Here is an 18,902-nt window from a genome sequence, read left to right as displayed (position 1 = left end):
TTGAACCGCAGTAGCGGTTGAAATCCGGGAACAAAGGCGGACGCTGCCGCTCCTACAGTTCCAAATATCCCCTCCGTTACTCTCATCTAGTTGTGGTAATTTCAAGTTCAATCTATTTAGGGATGGAAGTAAATAAAGAGCCTCTGCTTAGTTCAGCAGAGGCTCTTTATTATGCGTGAATTCGTGAATCACTGAATGAACTGAATTGCTGAAATTAGTTAAAAGAGTTTAACGAGCTGAGCATGTATGCGACATGTGGGTGATGCTGATGGCCCCCTAATACTGGCGGCTATAATCCACCAGGTTGCGCGAAGGCTTGCCGGATTCCAGGTAGGCCTTCATGTTCTCCACGAAGATGTCGACCACCCGGTCGGCATAGCGGTCGGTTACCCCGGCACAGTGAGGGGTGATGATGACCTGCTCCATGCCCCAGAGCGGGTGGTCCTCCGGCAGCGGCTCGGTCTCGAAGACATCGAGGCCCGCACCGGCCAGCTGGCCGCTGTTCAGTGCAGCGATCAGGTCATCCGTATGCGTGGTCACTCCACGGCCGATATTAATATAATATGCCCCCTGCTTGCAGGCGGAGAAGACCTCAGCATCGAACAGCCCGCGCGTTTCGTCGGTGAGCGGCAGCGTGTTGACCACGAAGTCCGCCTCGCGGACGGCGTTCTTCAGCTCCCCGGTGGTGAAGATCTGGTCGAAGCCGTCCACCGGTCGCCCGGAGCGGCTGACACCGACCGTCTTCATCCGGAAGGCTTTGGCGATTCTGGCGGTCTCGCTGCCGATCGCGCCAGTTCCGGCGATGACGATTGTCTTGCCGGTCAGCTCGCTCTCCTGCCCGTCCGAGTGCCAGCGGCGGTTCTGCTGGTTACGGATAGCCGTGTGCATATTCCGCGTGAACATTAGCATGAAGCTTAGGATGACAGCAGTAATCGGCTGCGCATGCACGCCGCTGGCGTTCGTCAGCTGAATTTCGCGTTCCTTCAGGGCATCCAGCGGAAGCTTCTCTACTCCGGCGGACCAGGCTTGTACCCAGCGGAGCGGTGAGCCCTGGCGCAGCACGGTGTCCCGGATGCCTTTGCCCCAGCCGATAATAATCTCTGCGCCGGAGAGCAGCTCCAGATCAGGGTTCCTGGAATCTCCAAGGGTAAGGGTGTACTCTGGTGCAGCGGCGCGGATCAGCTCCTGTTGAGCAGAGGACAGCTGCTGCATACAAACGATGGATTTAGTCATGATGGTTCCCTCCTGTTCTACATTTCAGTAGAGAAATAGACGATAAGTATAGATAAGCATAACAAATCTGTCTGGAAAGGTGAAATTCGCATGAGCCATTTGGACCCGGAGCAAGAAGTGGAGCGCCTGTTCGTTGCGGTGCCGCTGCCTGATACGCTGCTTGAATATCTGAAGAATGAGTCTGCCCGTGTGTCGTCCGGACTTAAATTTGCCAGATGGACACATTTCAAAGATTTCCATATTACGCTTCAATTTCTTGGAGATACCCCCAGGGAAAATATTCCACCTCTCTATGAGGCACTCCGGAAGGTTGCGCGTTCAAGTAAAGGCTTTCAGCTGAAGCTCGGCGAATGGGGCACCTTCGGTCTTCCAGACTCGCCAAGAGTGCTCTGGGCCGGGATTTCCGGCGAATTGGAGCCGCTGAAGGAGCTGCAGCAAAAGGTAGTTTCAGCGACCCTTCCCCTAGGCTACACCCCAGAGATGCGAACGTACAATCCCCATTTGACAGTAGCCCGCAAATACCGAGGAGAAGATCCGTTTACGCTGGAGCAGCTGGAAAATTTACGGATAAAGAATCAGCCCCCGGGCGAATTACTTCCAGACATAGGCTGGACGGTAGAGGGTTTTGTGGTGTATGCTACCAGGATGCATGCCATTCCTATGTATGAAATGACTGAAAAATTTACATTTTTCTGAATATAAAATCGACAAGAAAGTTTTCAAAGCTTCCATTTTCGGTTACATACAATAGGAATGTGCCGTAAAATAGGAGGTAAAACATGTTGATTTTCAAACAGAGCCGCTATATTGCGCTGCTGGTTGGTGTAATCCTAGTGTCTTTCTCAGCGATAAGTTTGATGAACCCCGAAGGAACTGCTGCTACCGGGGAGAATGTAATAGAAATGGGTAAGCTGAAGTCTGCAAGCCATCAATCGGTAGAGCAGCTTATTCCGCAAGCCGCATCCGTCCTGCACAGGACAAGCCATTCAGCCGAAATTAGTACACCCATGCTCTACACCACAGCTGCCAAACCGGTCCATACCTGGACCCGCACGGTGAGTGCAGGATGGTTGAGTCCCGAGAAGCTGCAGCACAAGGTTGCGGCTAAGCCGGCTTCCATTCTGACTAAGCCTAAGGTAACTGTGGTGAAAGCATCGCCGCCAGTGGCGCAAGCGCCCAAGATCGCGGCAACGGGGACGAAGAGTGTGAAATCAAGCAAGGCTGTAACTCAGCAACATCCCCCCGCAACATTGTTCTTCTCCCGGACCAAGCTACTACCCAAGGAGCAGCAAGCTGAAGCTACCTGGAGCTACGCCGTATCCGGAGAAGACCTGCATCTGCTGCAAAAAATCGTCATGGCAGAGGCAGAAGGCGAACCGTACAAGGGCAAGGTGGCAGTTGCCAACGTTGTTCTAAACCGGCTGCGGTCAGCCAATTATCCCGACACTATTAGAGAAGTTATTTATCAGAAAAGGCAGTTCAGTCCTGTGGCCAACGGGCGTCTTAAACGCGTGAAGCCAAATGCGGATAGCATTAAGGCTGTGAATGCAGCGCTTATGGGGGTCAAAGAGGTTACGGATGATACCTATTTCTTCCTGTCGCTGACGCTGGCACAGGATCTGACCGTGCATCATTCACGGACATTCGCCAAGACCATCGGCAATCATACCTTTTATAAATAAAAGACCCGCTACACTTCAGACGCCATACGTCTATATTATTACGGCCATATGGTCTTAACGGCAGCTGCAGCCAACTTGAGGATATCGCCGGCTTCTCTGTCTTGTCAGCTCCGTACAAAAAGAGCCTCCAAATCCAAGCTTAACGTTGGATTGGAGGCTCTTTGCGGTTCGGGTAGGGTAACCCGCTTAAGGTGTGACATAGACGGCTTCTTCGCTCCGTACTTTGGGCGGAGGGGCGCTCCACGCCTCGGAGAAGACCGCTTCCGCAGCTGGCTTGCCCAGCATCTTAAGAATGGTGGCGGCGCAGTGCTGCGGCTGCTGGAGGTCCGGAGAGGCCTTGCGCTTCTGCGGTCCCCCGAATCCGGCATATTCGCTTAGCAGCATGGAGAACCATTTGTCCACGACGCCCGGATTAAGCATCTCGGCTAGACCCAGCTCGACGAAATACTGGCTGTTCTTCTCTTCCTGGCCGGGGATGGCGTTATAGAACAGCATCGGAATGCCTTTGGCCTGACCTTCAGTGCAGGTCATTCCGCCAGGCTTCGTGATCAGCAGATCCGAGGCATCCATCAGCTTGTTGATCTCGCTGCTGTAACCGAGAATCCTTACATTGGGATGGTTCAGCAGGGGGTTGGCCTGCATTTTGGCTATAGCCTTGTCGTTGCTGCCCATACAGAAGATAAGCTGGATCTCATTGATCCGGGCGGTGAGCGAGTTCATAATATCCTTGCCGAACATCAGGCCCCAGCCGCCGCCCATAATAAGCGCAGTCGGGATGTCGGCAAGCCCCAGCTCTTTGCGCAGCTTAGTCTTACCCTGGGACTCCCAGAATTTCGGATGCACGGGAATCCCGGTCACCGTCACCAGCTCGGAGGGGACGCCGCGCCCCGTAAGAATGGATTTGACCCTTGAGGTCGATACCAGATATCTATTGGCTTCCGCATTTACCCAGCTGCCGTGGGCATCATAATCTGTAATCAGCGTATAGAACGGTACATCAAGACCCTGGTGCTTCAGCCTGGAGATGACCGCAGCGGGAATCGGATGCGTGCAGATAATCAGATCCGGCCGCAGCTGTTCAATGACCTGAGAGGCATGGGTATAAAAAATCCGGTGAAGGGCCAGCTTGGTCAACCGGTTCAGTGATTTATGATATTGGGTCTTATACATCATGCCGACCAGCTTCGGCTGGCTGCTGACAGTTTTGCGGTAAGCGGAAAGAATCCAAGGAGCGACCGTAGGATTCAGGAATTTTCCGAGCTCGAAGACCCGGCACTGAACATCGGGATTCAGCAGTCGTATTCCTTCAGCCAGAGCATAGGCTGCCCCTGTATGGCCCGTGCCGAAGCCTTCCGAAAACAGCAGTACTCTTTTCTTTCGCATAAGTTCACCTGCAACTTTCCATTATAGATAGGTTTGTTAGATAGCTTCATTAGTATTCCGTCTGCGGTTACCGCGTACATGCTTCTCCTAATATTATACTAGGGATTTTGCTTCTTTTCTCACATTATACAAATAAGACGTAAATAGAAAGTTAAAACACTGCAATAAAATAAAAAAATTTAGCAAAAGTATTGCAAAGGCATAGGCAAAGTGGTAAAGTTGGTCTTGACCGAGTGACCGGATTAGTAAAATGGTCAAAACGGAAGTGGCAGACGATCCTTCAGGAAAGGGAGTGTATGAATGGCTGTGGTAGATCGAAGGCAGCAGGTGCTGCAGGCGGCGACGAAGTCTTTTTCATTATTCGGATATAAGGCAACAACGATGGACCAGGTCGCCAAGATTGCCAATGTCGGCAAAGGGACGATTTACACCTTTTTTACGAACAAGGAACAGTTATTTGATGAAATCCTGCGGGATGTCATCCTCGAGATGAAAATGATCGCCGAGCGGGAGATTAGGCGCGATAAGCCATTTTTTGATAATCTGCACCGTGTGCTGGATGCCCTGCTGGAATTTCGGAGCGAACACGAGCTATTCATCAAGCTCTCCCAGGAGAGTCTGGACTTCGGAACGCCGCAGGCTGGTGAAGGACTCGACAAGATCGAGAGTGTGGTGCTTGAATATCTGGAACGGGAGGTGGAGCAGGCCATTCGTCAAGGGGAAATCAAACCCTGCGATCCCCAGATTGTGTCGGTGGTAATGTTCAGGTTATATATCGCGCTTACTGCTGAACTGAGCAAGGTACATGTGCCGTTGACCAAAGAACAGATCAAGTATTACTTTCATCTGTTTTTGGCAGAGGGGTTGTCACAGTAGAAGTTAAGTCCGGTATAGGGATGGCGTCTCGCATTGCTGCGCTTTCCCTGATTGGAATTGATGGGCTGAGGCGGATGGTGCTGAGTTGGATCGTACTGAACAGGATAGACCCATTTTTTTTGCCTTTGAATGACCAAATGGGGAAAACAGTCATCCGGTGTTACTGTAATATTCACGAAACTATCATTTCACAGCAAGACATCGTATTTTCAAGAGAGAGCATATGATCATAAGGAGAGAACCAGAATGAAATCTTTATCCGTGTTTATGAAGGATCTTGGCGCGGTATTCAAGAATCCCAAGATGCGTATTTCCATGTTCGCCATTCTATTTATTCCTGTTCTGTACAGCGGATTGTTCCTGAAAGCATTCTGGGACCCTTACGGTAAAATGAACGAGCTTCCGGTAGCGGTTGTCAATCAGGATAAGGGTGCTGATTATGAAGGCACCAAGCTGACCGCCGGAGAAGATCTGGTCACGGAGCTGAAGAAGACGGACGGGTTCAAGTGGAATTTCGTCAGCCGGGAGCAGGCGGAAGCCGGGCTTGCGGACAATACCTATTATATGGCGATTGTGGTTCCGGAAGACTTCTCGGCCAAGGCAACTACACTGCTGGATGCAGATCCGCAGCCGGCCAAGATCATCTACGAGCCGAATGAAGGCTACAACTTCCTGGCAGGCCAGATTGGCGGCACGGCAGTGAAGGATATCAAGAGCAAGGTATCCGCCAAGATTACGGAAGCTTATACCAGTTCTGTGTTTGATAAAATCACCAAAATCGCAGACGGTCTGGGCGAAGCCGGAGACGGTGCGACCAAGATCGCAGACGGCGCCACCAAGCTGGATGACGGCGCGCTGAAGCTGAAGGACAATCTGGTTGTCCTCACCGAAGGCACCGGCAAGCTGCTGGATGGTGTAGCGCCGCTTACGCAGGGTGTGAGTGATCTGAATAACGGAGCGGCCGCACTCAAAACCGGCAGCAGCACGCTGGCCGGAGGACTGCAGCAGTTATCCGCAGCGCATAAGCAGCTGCAGGATGGCGTGACGCAGTCGGCAGCGGGCAGCAAGCAGCTGAATGCCGGGCTGCAGAAGACGGCAGCCGGAACAGCTTCGCTACAGGCTGGAACACAGTCGGCTGTCGTCGGCACCGAGAAGCTGCAGACAGGCACGAAGGCAGTTGTGGATGGCAGCGCGAAGCTAGCGGCCGGATTATCATCCTCCGCCGAGGGCAGTGCGAAGCTTGAAGCCGGACTTACGGCTTCGAAGGACGGAAGTGCCAAGACAGCAGCCGGAGCTAAGGCTGTGTCTGACGGTCTGCAGGCGCTGGCGAAGTCGAATCCTCAGCTGGCAGCAAGCCCTGAGGTGCAGAAGCTGGTGGCAGCAAGCGCAGCAGTAGCTGCGGGCGCGGCGCAGCTGGACCAGGGCCAGCAGCAGCTCCTTGACGGAGCTGCGGCCCTGAACAGCGGCCAGGAGCAGCTGCTGCAGGGAGCGAATCAGCTGCACAGCGGTTCACAGCAGCTGGATGCAGGTGTGGGTCAGCTGCATGAGGGAGCGCAGAAGCTCTACGCAGGCAGCACACAGCTGCTGGATGGCCAGAATCAGCTGGCAGCCGGAGCAGGCGCACTGGAGAACGGCGGCGCGAAGCTTGCCGCAGGCATGAAGCAGTTCGGCGCGAAGCTGGACATCGCAGCAGCGGGCGGCGTGAAGCTGGCAGACGGCGGCAAGGCGCTGGAAGCCGGCACCACGAAGCTGCTGGCTGGAGCAGGCAAGCTGGGCACTGGTCTCAGCTCGGTAGCCGATGGCTCGAAGAAGCTGAGTGACGGAGCGGGGCAGCTGAAGGATGGCCTGGATGAGCTGAAGACAGGCTCCGGTGAGCTGGCAAGCAAGCTGGGCGATGCGGCTTCACAGACCAAATCGGTGAATAAGACCGATGGACTGGTATCGATGTTCGCCCAGCCGGTACAGATCGAAGAAGTGAAGGTTAACAAGGTGCCTAACTACGGCACAGGATTCGCTCCTTACTTCCTGTCCCTCGGATTGTTCGTAGGTGCTCTGATCTGTACGATTGTTATCCCTATGCGTGACTCCGAAGTCATTGGCGCCAGCCGGTTCAACCGGTTCATGAGCCGTACACTTACATTCTCCATGATGAGTGTGCTTCAGGCTCTGCTGGCTGTCCTGATTGTCTTGTATGGTCTGGGACTTGAAGTACAGAATGTACCCTTGTTCTACGCCTTCTCGTTCATTACCAGCCTGGCCTTCATGTGGATGATTCAAGCGATTGTTACTTGGTTGGATCAGCCTGGCCGCTTCGTAGTCATTCTGATTCTGATCTTCCAGTTGACTACAAGCGCAGGAACCTTCCCGCTGGAGCTGATTCCTAACTGGATGAAGATCTTCAATCCGCTGCTGCCGATGACTTACAGTGTCAAAGGCTTCAAGGCAGTAATCTCTACGGGAGACTTCGGCTCCATGTGGGCCGATGCAGGAACGCTTGGCGCTTATGGGATAATCTTCCTGGCCCTTACCTTCACCTACTTCATGACCCGTGACCGCGGCAATGAAGCAGTACTGAAAAGTGAACAAGTTTTGACTGTATAAAGCAACAACATTCTTTGTAAAACATACGAACCAAAAGCGCCCCTTTACGGGGCGCTTTTGGTTTATTCATAAATATAAATAGCTAAAGGAAGTGCCGTTTTCAGGCCGGGAAAATGATTGAAACGCTTTCAGTGCATAAGCGCTTATTCGTCATTTATGCATAATTATACATTCGACAGTTTTTTTACGCTTTTATTCGCTAAAGCTGCAATGCAAAAGCAAATGTTAATCAAGCTCATAAAAAAGTTTAAATTGCGCTCATGTCAGCTCGATGATAAAATAATAACACCAATTCTGCCTGAATAATTATTAAGATTTTCCGCTGAAAAATTTTCCTGGAATTCCGTCTACTTTATAATAGAGAGGTTGCATGTGATGAGACACACTGAACTGCCCGGCAAACAGGGCCTTTATGATCCCCAGTTCGAAAAAGACGCTTGCGGCATGGGATTTGTCGCGCATATAAAAGGCAAGCCGTCCCATGATATTGTCAGTAATGCACTGACTATGCTCTTCAATATGGAGCATCGGGGAGGCCAGGGAAGCGAGCCGAACTCTGGAGACGGAGCCGGCATTATGCTGCAGATTCCCCACCGTTTCTTTGCCGGCGAAGCTGCGAAGCTGGGCTTTGAGCTTCCGGAGCCGGGCCATTATGGCGTGGGCATGATCTTTCTGTCTCATAACGAGGAGATCCGCGCCCGCCACGAGGCGCTCCTGAGCGAGATTATCGCGGAAGAGGGTCAGCAGGTACTCGGTTACCGCGATGTCCCGACCTTTGACGAAATGCTCGGCAAGACGGCCAAGGCTGCTAAGCCTTATGTACGCCAGGTATTTATCGGCCGCTCGGAGGGAATCAAGGATGACCTGTCCTTCGAACGCAAGCTGTATGTGATCCGCAAACGGGCAGAGCTGGCGATCCGCTACGGCGGGGCAGAAGAGGGCGAATCCTTCTATGTGCCGAGTCTTTCCTGCAAGAAGATTGTATACAAAGGCATGCTCACTACCGTACAGGTAGGACAATTCTATTTGGACCTCCAGGAAGAGACGCTGGAATCAGCGATTGCGCTGGTCCACTCCCGCTTCAGCACCAACACCTTCCCGAGCTGGGAACGTGCCCACCCTTACCGCTTCATGATCCACAACGGTGAAATTAACACCCTTCGCGGCAATGTGAACTGGATGCATGCCCGCCAGTCGCTGTTCAAGAGCGAGAAGTTCGGAGAAGACATCAGCAAAGTTAAGCCGGTGGTGAATCCGGACGGCTCCGATACGGCCATGTTCGATAATACCTTTGAATTCCTCTACCTGAGCGGACGCTCCCTGCCCCATGTGGCGATGATGATGGTTCCTGAGCCTTGGAGCAATCATGACAGCATGGACGAGAAGAAGAAAGCCTTCTATGAATACCACAGCACCCTGATGGAACCGTGGGACGGGCCTGCCGCAATGGGCTTTACCGACGGTGTACAGATCGGGGCCATCCTCGACCGTAACGGCCTGCGTCCTGCGCGTTACTATGTCACCAAAGATGATCTGATTATTCTCTCCTCTGAAGCGGGTGTCCTCGACATTCCGGCAGAAGATGTTCTATACAAAGACCGGCTGAGACCTGGCCGCATGCTGCTCGTGGATACGAAGCAGGGCCGGATTATCTCGGACGAAGAGGTCAAAGCCGAGATCGCCTCCGAGCAGCCTTATCAAGAGTGGCTGGATGAGCATCTGATTGGTCTCGATCAGCTCCCGGATGCACCGGAGCTGCCGAATCCGAAGCATGATAATGTGCAGCAGCTGCAGCAGTCCTTCGGCTATACCTTCGAGGATCTGCGCAAGGTGCTGGAGCCTATGGCCTCCACAGGCGCCGAAGCTGTCGGCTCCATGGGTTACGATTCGCCGCTGGCCGTACTGTCTGACCGTCCGCAGCGCCTGTACAATTACTTCAAGCAGATGTTTGCCCAGGTCACCAACCCGCCGATTGACGCCATCCGTGAAGAACTGGTAACGTCCACAGCGACTACGATCGGACCTGAACGCAACCTGCTGAAGGCAGAACCGGAGAGCTGCCGGCAGATCTCGCTGGATTCTCCAATTCTCTCGAACGAGGATTTCGCCAAAATCCGTCATGTCCGCCGTGCGGGCTTCAAGTCGATGTCCATTCCGATTCTCTTCCCGGCCGAGCTGGGGGCAGAGGGGCTGCGAATCGCGCTTGACCGGATGAATGAGGCGGCAGACCGCGTCATGGGCAAGGGCCATAATATTCTTATTCTGTCCGACCGGGGTGTAGACCGCGAGAATGCGGCAATTCCGGCGCTCCTGGCAGTCTCCAGCCTGCATCACCATCTGATCCGCTCGGGAACCCGTACCAAGGTCAGCATCCTGCTGGAATCCGGCGAACCGCGTGAAGTTCATCATTATGCGCTTCTGCTGGGTTATGGTGTAAGTGCGGTCAATCCTTACCTGGCCTTCGAGAGTCTCGATGACATGATCAGCCAAGGCCTGCTCCGCGGAATCTCGCATGAGAAGGCTGTGAAGAACTATATCAAGGCAGCTACGAAGAGCGTGGTCAAAATTCTGTCCAAAATGGGAATCTCCACGATTCAGTCCTATCGGGGGGCACAGATTTTTGAAGCGGTCGGGCTGAATTCGGAGTTCGTAGACCGTTACTTCACTTGGACACCTTCGCGTATCGGCGGAATTGGCCTGGAGGAAGTGGCTCAAGAAGCACTTGCCAGCCATAACCGCGCCTTCACCGACAAAGACGGCAACGATATGGTGCTGGATTCCGGCGGTGAATACCAGTGGCGCAGCGACGGGGAAGAGCATCTGTTCAACCCGCAGACCATTCATCTGCTTCAGCACTCCGTGCGCAGCGGTGATTATGAGATGTATAAGAAGTATGCAGCGCTCGTTCAGGGCGAAAGCGAGAAGCACCAGACGCTGCGCTCGATGCTGCAGTTCAAGAGCGTAGGTGCTCCGGTATCGCTGGATGAGGTGGAATCGGCTGAATCGATCATGAAACGCTTCAAGACCGGTGCCATGTCCTTCGGCTCGATCAGCAAGGAAGCACATGAGACGCTGGCTATTGCCATGAACCGTATCGGCGGCAAGAGCAACACCGGGGAAGGGGGAGAAGATCCGGCGCGCTTCCTTACGGACGCTAACGGCGATTCCCGCCGCAGTGCGATCAAGCAGGTGGCTTCGGGACGGTTCGGCGTTACCTCCAACTATCTGGTGAACGCCGACGAGATTCAGATCAAGATGGCGCAGGGCGCCAAGCCGGGTGAAGGCGGACAGCTTCCGGGCCGCAAGGTATACCCTTGGGTTGCGGAGGTCCGCGGTTCAACGGCAGGCGTGGGACTGATCTCGCCGCCGCCGCATCACGATATCTATTCGATTGAGGATCTGGCAGAGTTGATCTATGATCTGAAGAATGCCAATCCGCGTGCCAGCATTAACGTGAAGCTCGTCTCTGAGGTTGGCGTAGGCACCATTGCCGCAGGTGTGGCGAAGGGCCGCGCTGATATTATCCTGATCAGCGGTTACGACGGCGGTACCGGCGCTTCGCCGATGAACTCCATCCGTCATGCCGGACTGCCTTGGGAGCTTGGCCTGGCGGAGACCCACCAGACGCTGATGCTGAACAATCTGCGCGACCGTGTCGTGCTGGAGACAGACGGCAAGATGCTCAGCGGGCGCGATCTCGCGGTAGCCGTTCTGCTGGGTGCTGAAGAATACGGCTTCGCTACTGCACCTCTGGTAGCCGTAGGCTGTATCATGATGCGTGTATGCCAGATGGACACCTGTCCGGTGGGCGTAGCTACCCAGAACCCTGAGCTTCGCAAGAACTTCATGGGTGATCCGCAGCATGTGGTGAACTTCATGACCTTCGTGGCACAGGATCTGCGCGAGATTATGGCAGAGCTGGGCTTCCGGACAATTGAAGAGATGGTCGGCCGTACCGATTGCCTGGATGCGGTTAAGGCATCCACACACTGGAAGAAGAAGGGCGTTGATCTGAGCAGCCTGCTGCACATTCCGGCTATGCCGGAAGGAAGCACACGCTTCCGCAGCAAGTTCCAGAACCACGGTCTGGAAGAGACCCTGGATATGACCCATCTGCTGGATATTGCTGCACCGGCGCTGGAATCCGGCACGGCAGTGGAAGCTTCCCTGCCGATCACGAACGTGAACCGTGCCGTGGGTACGATTCTCGGCAGTGAGCTGACGCGCAAATACGGCGCAGCCGGATTGCCGGACGATACGATCCGGCTGCACTTTACCGGATCTGCGGGACAGAGTCTGGGCGCCTTCGTGCCGAAGGGCATCACTATTACCGTTGAAGGCGACTCGAATGACTATGTCGGCAAAGGGCTGTCCGGAGGCAAGCTGATTATCCGGCCTTCGCGCAAGGCTACCTTCGCGGCAGAAGAGAATATCATCATCGGAAATACGGCGCTGTACGGAGCAACCGGCGGCGAAGCTTATGTGAGCGGTATTGCCGGTGAACGGTTCGCCGTCCGCAACTCCGGGGCGAATGTAGTCGTTGAAGGCGTGGGCGACCACGGCTGCGAATACATGACCGGCGGCCGTGTGGTTGTACTGGGTACAACAGGCCGTAACTTTGCAGCAGGGATGTCGGGCGGTATCGCTTATGTATACGACCCTGACAACACCTTCATCAAACGCTGTAACCTGGAGATGGTGCTGCTGGAGCGTGTAGAGGAAGCGGACGAAATCGCTGAACTGCATGCTATGATCAGCCGCCATACCCAGCATACAGACAGTAATGCGGGCCGGGCAATTCTGGATTCATGGGATGAGGCCCTGCCGAGATTTGCCCGTGTCATTCCGAAGGATTACAAACGGATGCTGGAGCAGATCCGCAAGGTGGAGAGCAGCGGTTTGACCGGTGAAGCTGCACTGATGGCTGCTTTTGAAGCGAATATGCGTGAGCTTGCGCGTGTTGGCGGTTAAGATTTTACACTTCATAAGTGATGTGCTTCAGCATTGACGGAGCGCATTGTCAATTCAAGAGGCTACCTCTTTCCCATATGGAAGAGGTAGCCTCTTATGTTTTTCTTACAGGAAATTAGGGTCTCGTCTGATGGTGATAAAGTATGTATAGAATTGTGGAGGAGAAATGCTCCTTCATTTATCCACAAGATGCTGGCGCGAGGGTGAACGGGGTAAATGTATGCGAAAAACAGCATACATTGTGCTGACGCGAAGGTGGACGGAGCAAATGTATGCGAAAAACAGTACACATTCGGTACACGGGGCCCGTGCTGGTTCATTGTAATCGGTTTTTCGATTACATTTCGCTCATACGCCCCGTGCTGGCCCAATGTAATCGGTTTTTCGATTACATTCCGCCCTCGCGCCCCGTGCTGGTCCATTGTAATCGATTTTTCGATTACATTCTTCCCATCCGCCCCGCGCTGGCCCAATGTAATCGATTTTTCGATTACATTTCGCTCATACGCCCCGCGCTGGTCCATTGTAATCGGTTTTTCGATTACATTCCTCCCATACGCCCCGCGCTGGCCCAATGTAATCGGTTTTCCGATTACATACCGCCCTCGCGCCCCACGCTGGCCGATTATTGTGCTCGCACGCAGGCGCATGGCCCGAATGTATGCGAAAAACAGCATGCATTGTGCTATCCTGTTCAGCCGGTAGGATAATTCCTTTCCCTGCATATCTTCCCTAATTTCAGGGAAAAGGAAAGGTGTGGTAAAATATATAAATGGTTGAAACGGGTTTTGGATATAACAATAAAGTGTAAGTAACGGAGGGGAAGTCCAAACCTTTCCCGCAGTTGCGATGGACACTTTAATTTAATCTGTACCCGTTTCACACCAAACCGACGAAAGGAAGTGAAGTTATGCCGAATACGGCAGAAGTGGTGAAGCCTGTAGCCAGCCTGATGGGGGTTACCAAAAGAATAGGCTCCAAAACGCTGATCAGCGACTTGACACTCGACATTCCACCCGGGCAAATCTTCGGATTCCTCGGGCCGAACGGAGCCGGTAAAACCACTACCATCCGTATGATGGTAGGACTGATCTCCATTAGCCGCGGGGATATCCTGATCTGCGGACGAAGCATCAAAGACCATTTTGAAGAGGCCATAGCCAATGTGGGTGCCATCGTAGAGAATCCTGAAATGTACAAGTTCCTAACCGGATACCAGAATCTTCGCCAGTATGCCCGTATGGTGCCCGGCGTGACCAAAGAACGCATCAATGAAGTAGTGGAGCTGGTCGGCCTCAGTCAGCGGATCAATGACCGGGTCAAGACCTATTCCTTAGGGATGCGCCAGCGGCTGGGGGTGGCCCAGGCTCTGCTGCACCGGCCGAAGCTGCTGATTCTGGATGAGCCAACCAACGGACTGGACCCGCAGGGTATCCGCGAGCTGCGTGATTATCTGCGCAAGCTGTGTCAGAGCGAGGGGACAACCGTGTTTGTCTCCAGTCACCTGCTGTCGGAGATGGAGCTGATGTGCGATAGTGTGGCGATTATCCAGAACGGCCGGCTGATCGATGTGAAGCAGCTTAAGACTGTCGGAGATGCAGCGGTACCGGTAAGCCAGACGTTCTTCGAGGTGGATAACCCTGAGGCTGCACTGGCTCAGATCGGCCAAGGTGTAATCATGGAAGGCGGAATTGCTGTGGATGCGGTGCGGGAGGAGATTGCCGAGCTGAATGCCAAGCTGGTAGCTGCCGGGATTAAGGTCTACAGCATCAAAGCGATGTCCCGTTCGCTTGAAGATCAATTCTTGGAAATTACAGGAGGTGAAGGCATTGGGTGAGTTCGCTTCTCTCATACATAATGAGAATATCAAAATATTCAGACGTCTGCGGACATGGATTATGCTGGTTCTTCTGGCACTGATGAGCGCGCTGTTTCCGGCGCTGGTTCATTTCACCACGAACGGCAGTGATGTAGTCGGGCTATGGGACAGCTTCCGGACCACCGTAGCCATCGCATTTTTCCTGAATACCATCTTCACAGCTCTGGTAGCTGCCGACTCCGTGGCGGGCGAATTCACTTGGGGAACGATTAAGCTGCTGCTGATCCGCCCTTGGAGCCGGTCCAAAATTTTGCTCTCGAAATATATTTCGCTGGTCATCTTCAGCCTTGTCAGCACGGGCGTGCTGATCCTGTTCGGCTATGGCTCCGCCTTCATTTTCTCTTCCGGGGCTGCAGGAATTACGGGGGACACGGTGATGGGCTGGGGGCAGGGAGAATATGTCTTCATGCTGATTCTGTGCAGTTACATTGAGCTGTTCCTGACAGCAGCCATTGCCTTCATGATCTCCAGCGTATTCCGTTCCAGCGGCCTTGCGATTGTGCTGTCGCTGTCGATCATGTTCACCAAGGATATCTTTATCGCCATCTTCAACCCCGACCGGTATGAGTGGGCGAACTATCTGATTTTTGCCCATATGAATCTTAGTAATTATGTGGTGTCGGATACCGGTCCCGGGGGAGCGACGCTGGGGTTCGCGATTGCCGTCCTGGCTGTGTATTATGTGGTATTCATGGCGGTATCATGGATTGTGTTCCGTAAAAGGGATGTAGCAGCGTAAGTAGCAAAATAGGGCTGGCTAGTGTAACCGTACAAGCTGAGAGCTTACGGCTCATGCGCCCTCCAGCTTACTCTGCTTGCTCTCTCTGCGCTTGCCTGCAGTCTTCTTGGTATTGACCGTTAGCCCGCCCGCTGTCTCAGGGGCGGGCTGTTCGGTCATGGCCACAGCCCCGTTCAGCAGGCTGCCTTCCGTAATGCTCAGGGAACCGGCGGCAATGTTACCATGCAGCTGTCCTGTTCCGGTGAGAATGAGCTTCCGCTGGGCGGTTACGTCTCCATAGACCTTGCCGGCGATAATGATCTCCTGCGCCTCAATGCTGGAGTGGACGGTGCCTTGTTCACCAACCGTCACTGTACCCTCACACAGAATCTCCCCGCTGAAATTCCCTTCAATCCGCAGGTTCGTATCGCAATGCACTTTCCCCTCAAGCGTGCCGCCATGTCCGATCAGCGAGTCGGTTGACTTGGGTGAAGCACCCGGTTGACGTCTGTTCCACATTCCAGCATTCCTCCTTATATTCTTAATATTATGAAGGCTTAACATAGTTGAGCGGATTCACCGGCTTGTTCTGCTTCACGACCTGAAAATGCAGATGGGGGCCCGTGCTGCGCCCGGTGCTGCCCAGCATGCCGATCTGCTCCCCTTTGCCGACCCGCTCGCCGGGGGAGACCGTCATTTGGTTCAAATGCATGTACCAGGTCTCCAGTCCATTGTCATGCTTGATTATGATGTATTTGCCCCGGGCTCCCATTTGTTCTGCGGAGGTAACCACGCCGCCCAGCGCCGCGTATACTGCATCTCCAGTATTCCCCGCAATATCAATACCTGAATGATAAGCAGAGACGCCCTTAAAAGGATCAGAGCGGTAACCGAAGCTGGAGGTAATGACCTTCGAGCCGGTAGGCCACATCACGGCCCGTGCCAGCCGGGCTTGCTTCTCCTGGGCTTGTTTGGCCTGAAACTCCGCTCTTGTCTTGTGTGCCTTCTCGGCCTGTGTAATCGTGCTTGAGATACTGCTGATCATCTCATCCATTATGCTGTGGATCTCCTCAAAGTCGTCCTTTGTCTCCTCAACCAGCCGCTGCGGATCATTCTCGTAGACGGCGACATATTCACCGCCGACCTGTGGATTGGCAGGCAGGCTCAGTGCTGTAGCAGCAGCCCTGATCCGGAAGTTGACGGCAGGCGATACGGTTGCAGAGAGAGCTTCCGGCTGTTCCCGGATGAACGGGCCGGCGCTTAACCGGCTGACCTTGCCATAGCTTCCGGCGGCTGCGGTTCCTGCTCCGGTATCAGGCAAATCTGCCACTACCGGCTGGCTGCCTTTGAAGGAAGCTGCTGAGGTTGACGTATCCGCGCTGTAGGTCTTGGAGCCAGCATTTTCAGTGCGGATAGCCTTACTAGAACTGCTACCGGCAGCAGAAGAGGTGGTCTCCTTGTTGATCAGTGACTGCAGTTGCTCTTCCAGCTCTGTGACACTCTTCAGCTTGTCTTTAATGCTCTCCGCTTCCTCCGAGAGCTCGCTTACCTGACCGCGCAGCTGCTGCAATGCCTGATCCTTATCGGCAACCTTCAGCTCCATGCGGATATTGGTCAGCGATAAGGCGGCTGCTTCGGCCTCCAGCTCTGCGATGGACCGGGAAGCATGGATATGCATGGAGGTGACCAGACTGGAGAGGGACAGCGCGGCCGCGGCAGGCAGCGCCAGAGCGAAGGGCTTTGACATCTGCAGCTGCTTCACAGGCCGTCCGGCCTCACGCATAACGAGCAGCGTAATCTTTTCCTGACTTGGCTGACTCTTCATAACGTCTCCTTACTGCGGCCATGGCAGCCGCTGGGTATGAATTGACTGAAACAATCTGTCGGAGTGCAGGGGGCTTATCCGATTCGTCCTACTACTCTATGTATTCCATAACTAAGGTGAACATGACAACGGTTTACTTGAATAAAGAAGGAGAGTTAAGGCAAAACCTGTAGTAAGAGCAGGCTTCCGCCGCCGCCGATTTCTCATGAAAGTTAGCAGGCGCCGTCTATGCCCGCAGAGATAGTAATAGTTCATTCAGTTGATCAGGAGGCCCGGAATGAGGATATTTGCCGTAATCTTATGCCTTTTTATTGTGCAGCTTGCCATTATTACCGCTTCCGAATTCCGCCGTCCGCAGCGGGCGCTTGCCTGGATATGTATTACCTTCTGTTGCCCGCCGCTGGGTCTGCTGTTCTACTATTTCCTGGGGCGCGATTACTGGCAGAGCCGCAAGCTCGTGAACCGGTGTGTCTCCCTGCTGCGGGAAATCCGTATTCATGTTGCCGGCAAGATTCATAAGGTCAAGCAGGCGGAGGATACCGGCAACCCCGGATTTGAACATCGCTCTGAGCTGCTGCACCTGTTCTCTGAACTGGCGGACAGTCCGGTTACAAGCCACAACCGGTGTGAAGTGCTATCCAGCGCACAGGCAGCGTATAAGTCGATGCTGGAGGTGATGGAAGGTGCGCAGGAGCATATCCACATGGAATTTTATATTTTCCGGGAGGACGGGATCGGCAAGCAGTTCCAGGAGCTGATGATCCGCAAGGTACGCCAGGGGGTGAGGGTGCGCCTGCTGTGCGATGGCCTGGGAAGCCATAAACTAAGCCGGGGCTTTGTGAATACACTGAAGAACGCGGGGGTGCAGGTTTATTTTTTTCTGCCGCCGCTGACTGCACTGCCGGACCGCCGGTTCAACTACCGTAATCACCGGAAGATCCTGGTGGTGGACGGACTGACCGGATTCACCGGAGGCATGAACATCGGCGATGATTATCTGGGCAAAAATCCGGAAATGGGGTACTGGCGGGATACGCATCTGCGACTTGAAGGGGATGCCGTCTATCATCTGCAGTATGTGTTTCTCAAGGACTGGCGGCTGGCGGCCGGTGAAGCTCTCAGCCATCCGCGCTTCTTTCCGGATCATGACTGTAGCGGAAGGGAAGCCGTGCAGATTGTCGCCAGCGGTCCCGATGCGGGCATAGATGCCACCCAGGAGATGTATTTTGCTTCCATCTGTGCCGCGAGGCAACGTATCTGGATGACCTCGCCATACTTCATCCCCGACCCCGCGATTTGCAGGGCGCTGAAGAATGCAGTCCTTAGCGGTGTGGACGTAAGGATTATTATCCCGGCGAAGCCGGATAACAAGCTGGTCTATTATGCCACGCTGGCGTATCTGGAGAATCTGCAGGACGCCGGCGTGAAATTTTACCGCTATACCAGAGGGTTCATGCATGCCAAGGTAATGATTATCGACAGTCTGCTGGCCACCGTCGGCAGTGCCAATCTGGACATGCGCAGCTTCTATTCCAACTTCGAGCTGACGGCGGTGCTGTTCCGTCCGGAGACAATTACAGAGCTGGCTGAGGACTTCAGCAGAGATCTGGAGCAGAGTGAATTCATTGATCCGAAAAAGTTCCGGGAGCGCAGCCGTAATGTCAAACGCATAGAAAGTCTGTGTCAGCTCTTATCTCCGCTATTATGACAGAAAAGATGGCCGAATCATCGATT

12 protein-coding genes are annotated in these 18,902 nt (G+C 53.9%); 8 read left to right on the top strand and 4 right to left on the bottom strand.

Annotated elements, in window-relative coordinates; translation table 11 throughout:
- Positions 1–276: 276 nt before the first annotated feature.
- Positions 277–1,233 (bottom strand): D-2-hydroxyacid dehydrogenase, encoded by a 957-nt coding sequence (locus MHH78_RS31245; RefSeq protein WP_341169978.1) that lies wholly within the window; start codon positions 1,231–1,233, stop codon positions 277–279.
- A 90-nt stretch (positions 1,234–1,323) separates the two neighbouring features.
- Here MHH78_RS31245 and thpR point away from each other — a divergent pair, with 90 nt between their 5' ends.
- Positions 1,324–1,929, top strand: coding sequence for an RNA 2',3'-cyclic phosphodiesterase (gene thpR / locus MHH78_RS31240; protein ID WP_036723156.1), 606 nt, complete (start codon positions 1,324–1,326; stop codon positions 1,927–1,929).
- Positions 1,930–2,012: 83 nt separating this feature from the next.
- Complete coding sequence (locus MHH78_RS31235) at positions 2,013–2,915, top strand: cell wall hydrolase (RefSeq protein WP_076081067.1); 903 nt, start codon at positions 2,013–2,015, stop codon at positions 2,913–2,915.
- Between the two features lie 186 nt (positions 2,916–3,101).
- Here the strand turns inward: MHH78_RS31235 and MHH78_RS31230 are convergent, their stop codons facing one another.
- Entirely contained in the window at positions 3,102–4,298 is a 1,197-nt protein-coding gene (locus MHH78_RS31230; RefSeq protein ID WP_036723158.1) for a UDP-N-acetylglucosamine--LPS N-acetylglucosamine transferase, read from the bottom strand.
- 300 nt (positions 4,299–4,598) lie between these two features.
- On the opposite strand from MHH78_RS31230, the gene MHH78_RS31225 reads away from it, so the two are divergent.
- The 5 genes from MHH78_RS31225 to MHH78_RS31205 all read left to right on the top strand — a co-directional run bounded on the left by MHH78_RS31225 (position 4,599) and on the right by MHH78_RS31205 (position 15,364).
- Positions 4,599–5,174 (top strand): TetR/AcrR family transcriptional regulator, encoded by a 576-nt coding sequence (locus MHH78_RS31225; protein ID WP_076081070.1) that lies wholly within the window; start codon positions 4,599–4,601, stop codon positions 5,172–5,174.
- Between the two features lie 246 nt (positions 5,175–5,420).
- Positions 5,421–7,775, top strand: a complete 2,355-nt coding sequence (locus MHH78_RS31220) for a YhgE/Pip domain-containing protein (RefSeq protein WP_341169977.1) — start codon at positions 5,421–5,423, stop codon at positions 7,773–7,775.
- A gap of 375 nt (positions 7,776–8,150) precedes the next feature.
- Entirely contained in the window at positions 8,151–12,746 is a 4,596-nt protein-coding gene (gene gltB / locus MHH78_RS31215) for a glutamate synthase large subunit (protein ID WP_341169976.1), read from the top strand.
- Between the two features lie 910 nt (positions 12,747–13,656).
- Positions 13,657–14,583: an ABC transporter ATP-binding protein gene (locus tag MHH78_RS31210; protein ID WP_341169975.1), complete on the top strand. Its 927-nt coding sequence runs from the start codon at positions 13,657–13,659 to the stop codon at positions 14,581–14,583.
- Positions 14,576–15,364: an ABC transporter permease gene (locus tag MHH78_RS31205; RefSeq protein ID WP_076081080.1), complete on the top strand. Its 789-nt coding sequence runs from the start codon at positions 14,576–14,578 to the stop codon at positions 15,362–15,364. Before MHH78_RS31210 ends, MHH78_RS31205 begins: the two co-directional genes overlap by 8 nt.
- 51 nt (positions 15,365–15,415) lie before the next feature.
- On the opposite strand, the gene MHH78_RS31200 is transcribed toward MHH78_RS31205, so the two are convergent.
- Complete coding sequence (locus MHH78_RS31200) at positions 15,416–15,862, bottom strand: bactofilin family protein (protein ID WP_341169974.1); 447 nt, start codon at positions 15,860–15,862, stop codon at positions 15,416–15,418.
- Positions 15,863–15,890: 28 nt separating this feature from the next.
- Positions 15,891–17,168, bottom strand: coding sequence for a M23 family metallopeptidase (locus MHH78_RS31195; protein ID WP_341169973.1), 1,278 nt, complete (start codon positions 17,166–17,168; stop codon positions 15,891–15,893).
- A 277-nt stretch (positions 17,169–17,445) separates the two neighbouring features.
- Between MHH78_RS31195 and cls the strand changes: the two genes are divergently transcribed.
- Positions 17,446–18,876, top strand: a complete 1,431-nt coding sequence (cls, locus tag MHH78_RS31190) for a cardiolipin synthase (RefSeq protein WP_076081084.1) — start codon at positions 17,446–17,448, stop codon at positions 18,874–18,876.
- Positions 18,877–18,902 lie beyond the last annotated feature (26 nt).

Source organism: Paenibacillus sp. FSL H3-0333, from assembly GCF_038002805.1.
Taxonomy (GTDB): domain Bacteria; phylum Bacillota; class Bacilli; order Paenibacillales; family Paenibacillaceae; genus Paenibacillus_AQ; species Paenibacillus_AQ silagei.
The sequence above is the reverse complement of the archived record's forward strand: the minus strand, read 5'-3'. Positions and strand labels throughout refer to the sequence as shown.

Coding starts and splice junctions, on each gene's coding strand:
- MHH78_RS31245 (WP_341169978.1), bottom strand. CDS start 1,233: ATGACTAAATCCATCGTTTGTATGCAGCAGCTGTCCTCTGCTCAACAG.
- thpR (WP_036723156.1), top strand. CDS start 1,324: ATGAGCCATTTGGACCCGGAGCAAGAAGTGGAGCGCCTGTTCGTTGCG.
- MHH78_RS31235 (WP_076081067.1), top strand. CDS start 2,013: ATGTTGATTTTCAAACAGAGCCGCTATATTGCGCTGCTGGTTGGTGTA.
- MHH78_RS31230 (WP_036723158.1), bottom strand. CDS start 4,298: ATGCGAAAGAAAAGAGTACTGCTGTTTTCGGAAGGCTTCGGCACGGGC.
- MHH78_RS31225 (WP_076081070.1), top strand. CDS start 4,599: ATGGCTGTGGTAGATCGAAGGCAGCAGGTGCTGCAGGCGGCGACGAAG.
- MHH78_RS31220 (WP_341169977.1), top strand. CDS start 5,421: ATGAAATCTTTATCCGTGTTTATGAAGGATCTTGGCGCGGTATTCAAG.
- gltB (WP_341169976.1), top strand. CDS start 8,151: ATGAGACACACTGAACTGCCCGGCAAACAGGGCCTTTATGATCCCCAG.
- MHH78_RS31210 (WP_341169975.1), top strand. CDS start 13,657: ATGCCGAATACGGCAGAAGTGGTGAAGCCTGTAGCCAGCCTGATGGGG.
- MHH78_RS31200 (WP_341169974.1), bottom strand. CDS start 15,862: ATGTGGAACAGACGTCAACCGGGTGCTTCACCCAAGTCAACCGACTCG.
- MHH78_RS31195 (WP_341169973.1), bottom strand. CDS start 17,168: ATGAAGAGTCAGCCAAGTCAGGAAAAGATTACGCTGCTCGTTATGCGT.
- cls (WP_076081084.1), top strand. CDS start 17,446: ATGAGGATATTTGCCGTAATCTTATGCCTTTTTATTGTGCAGCTTGCC.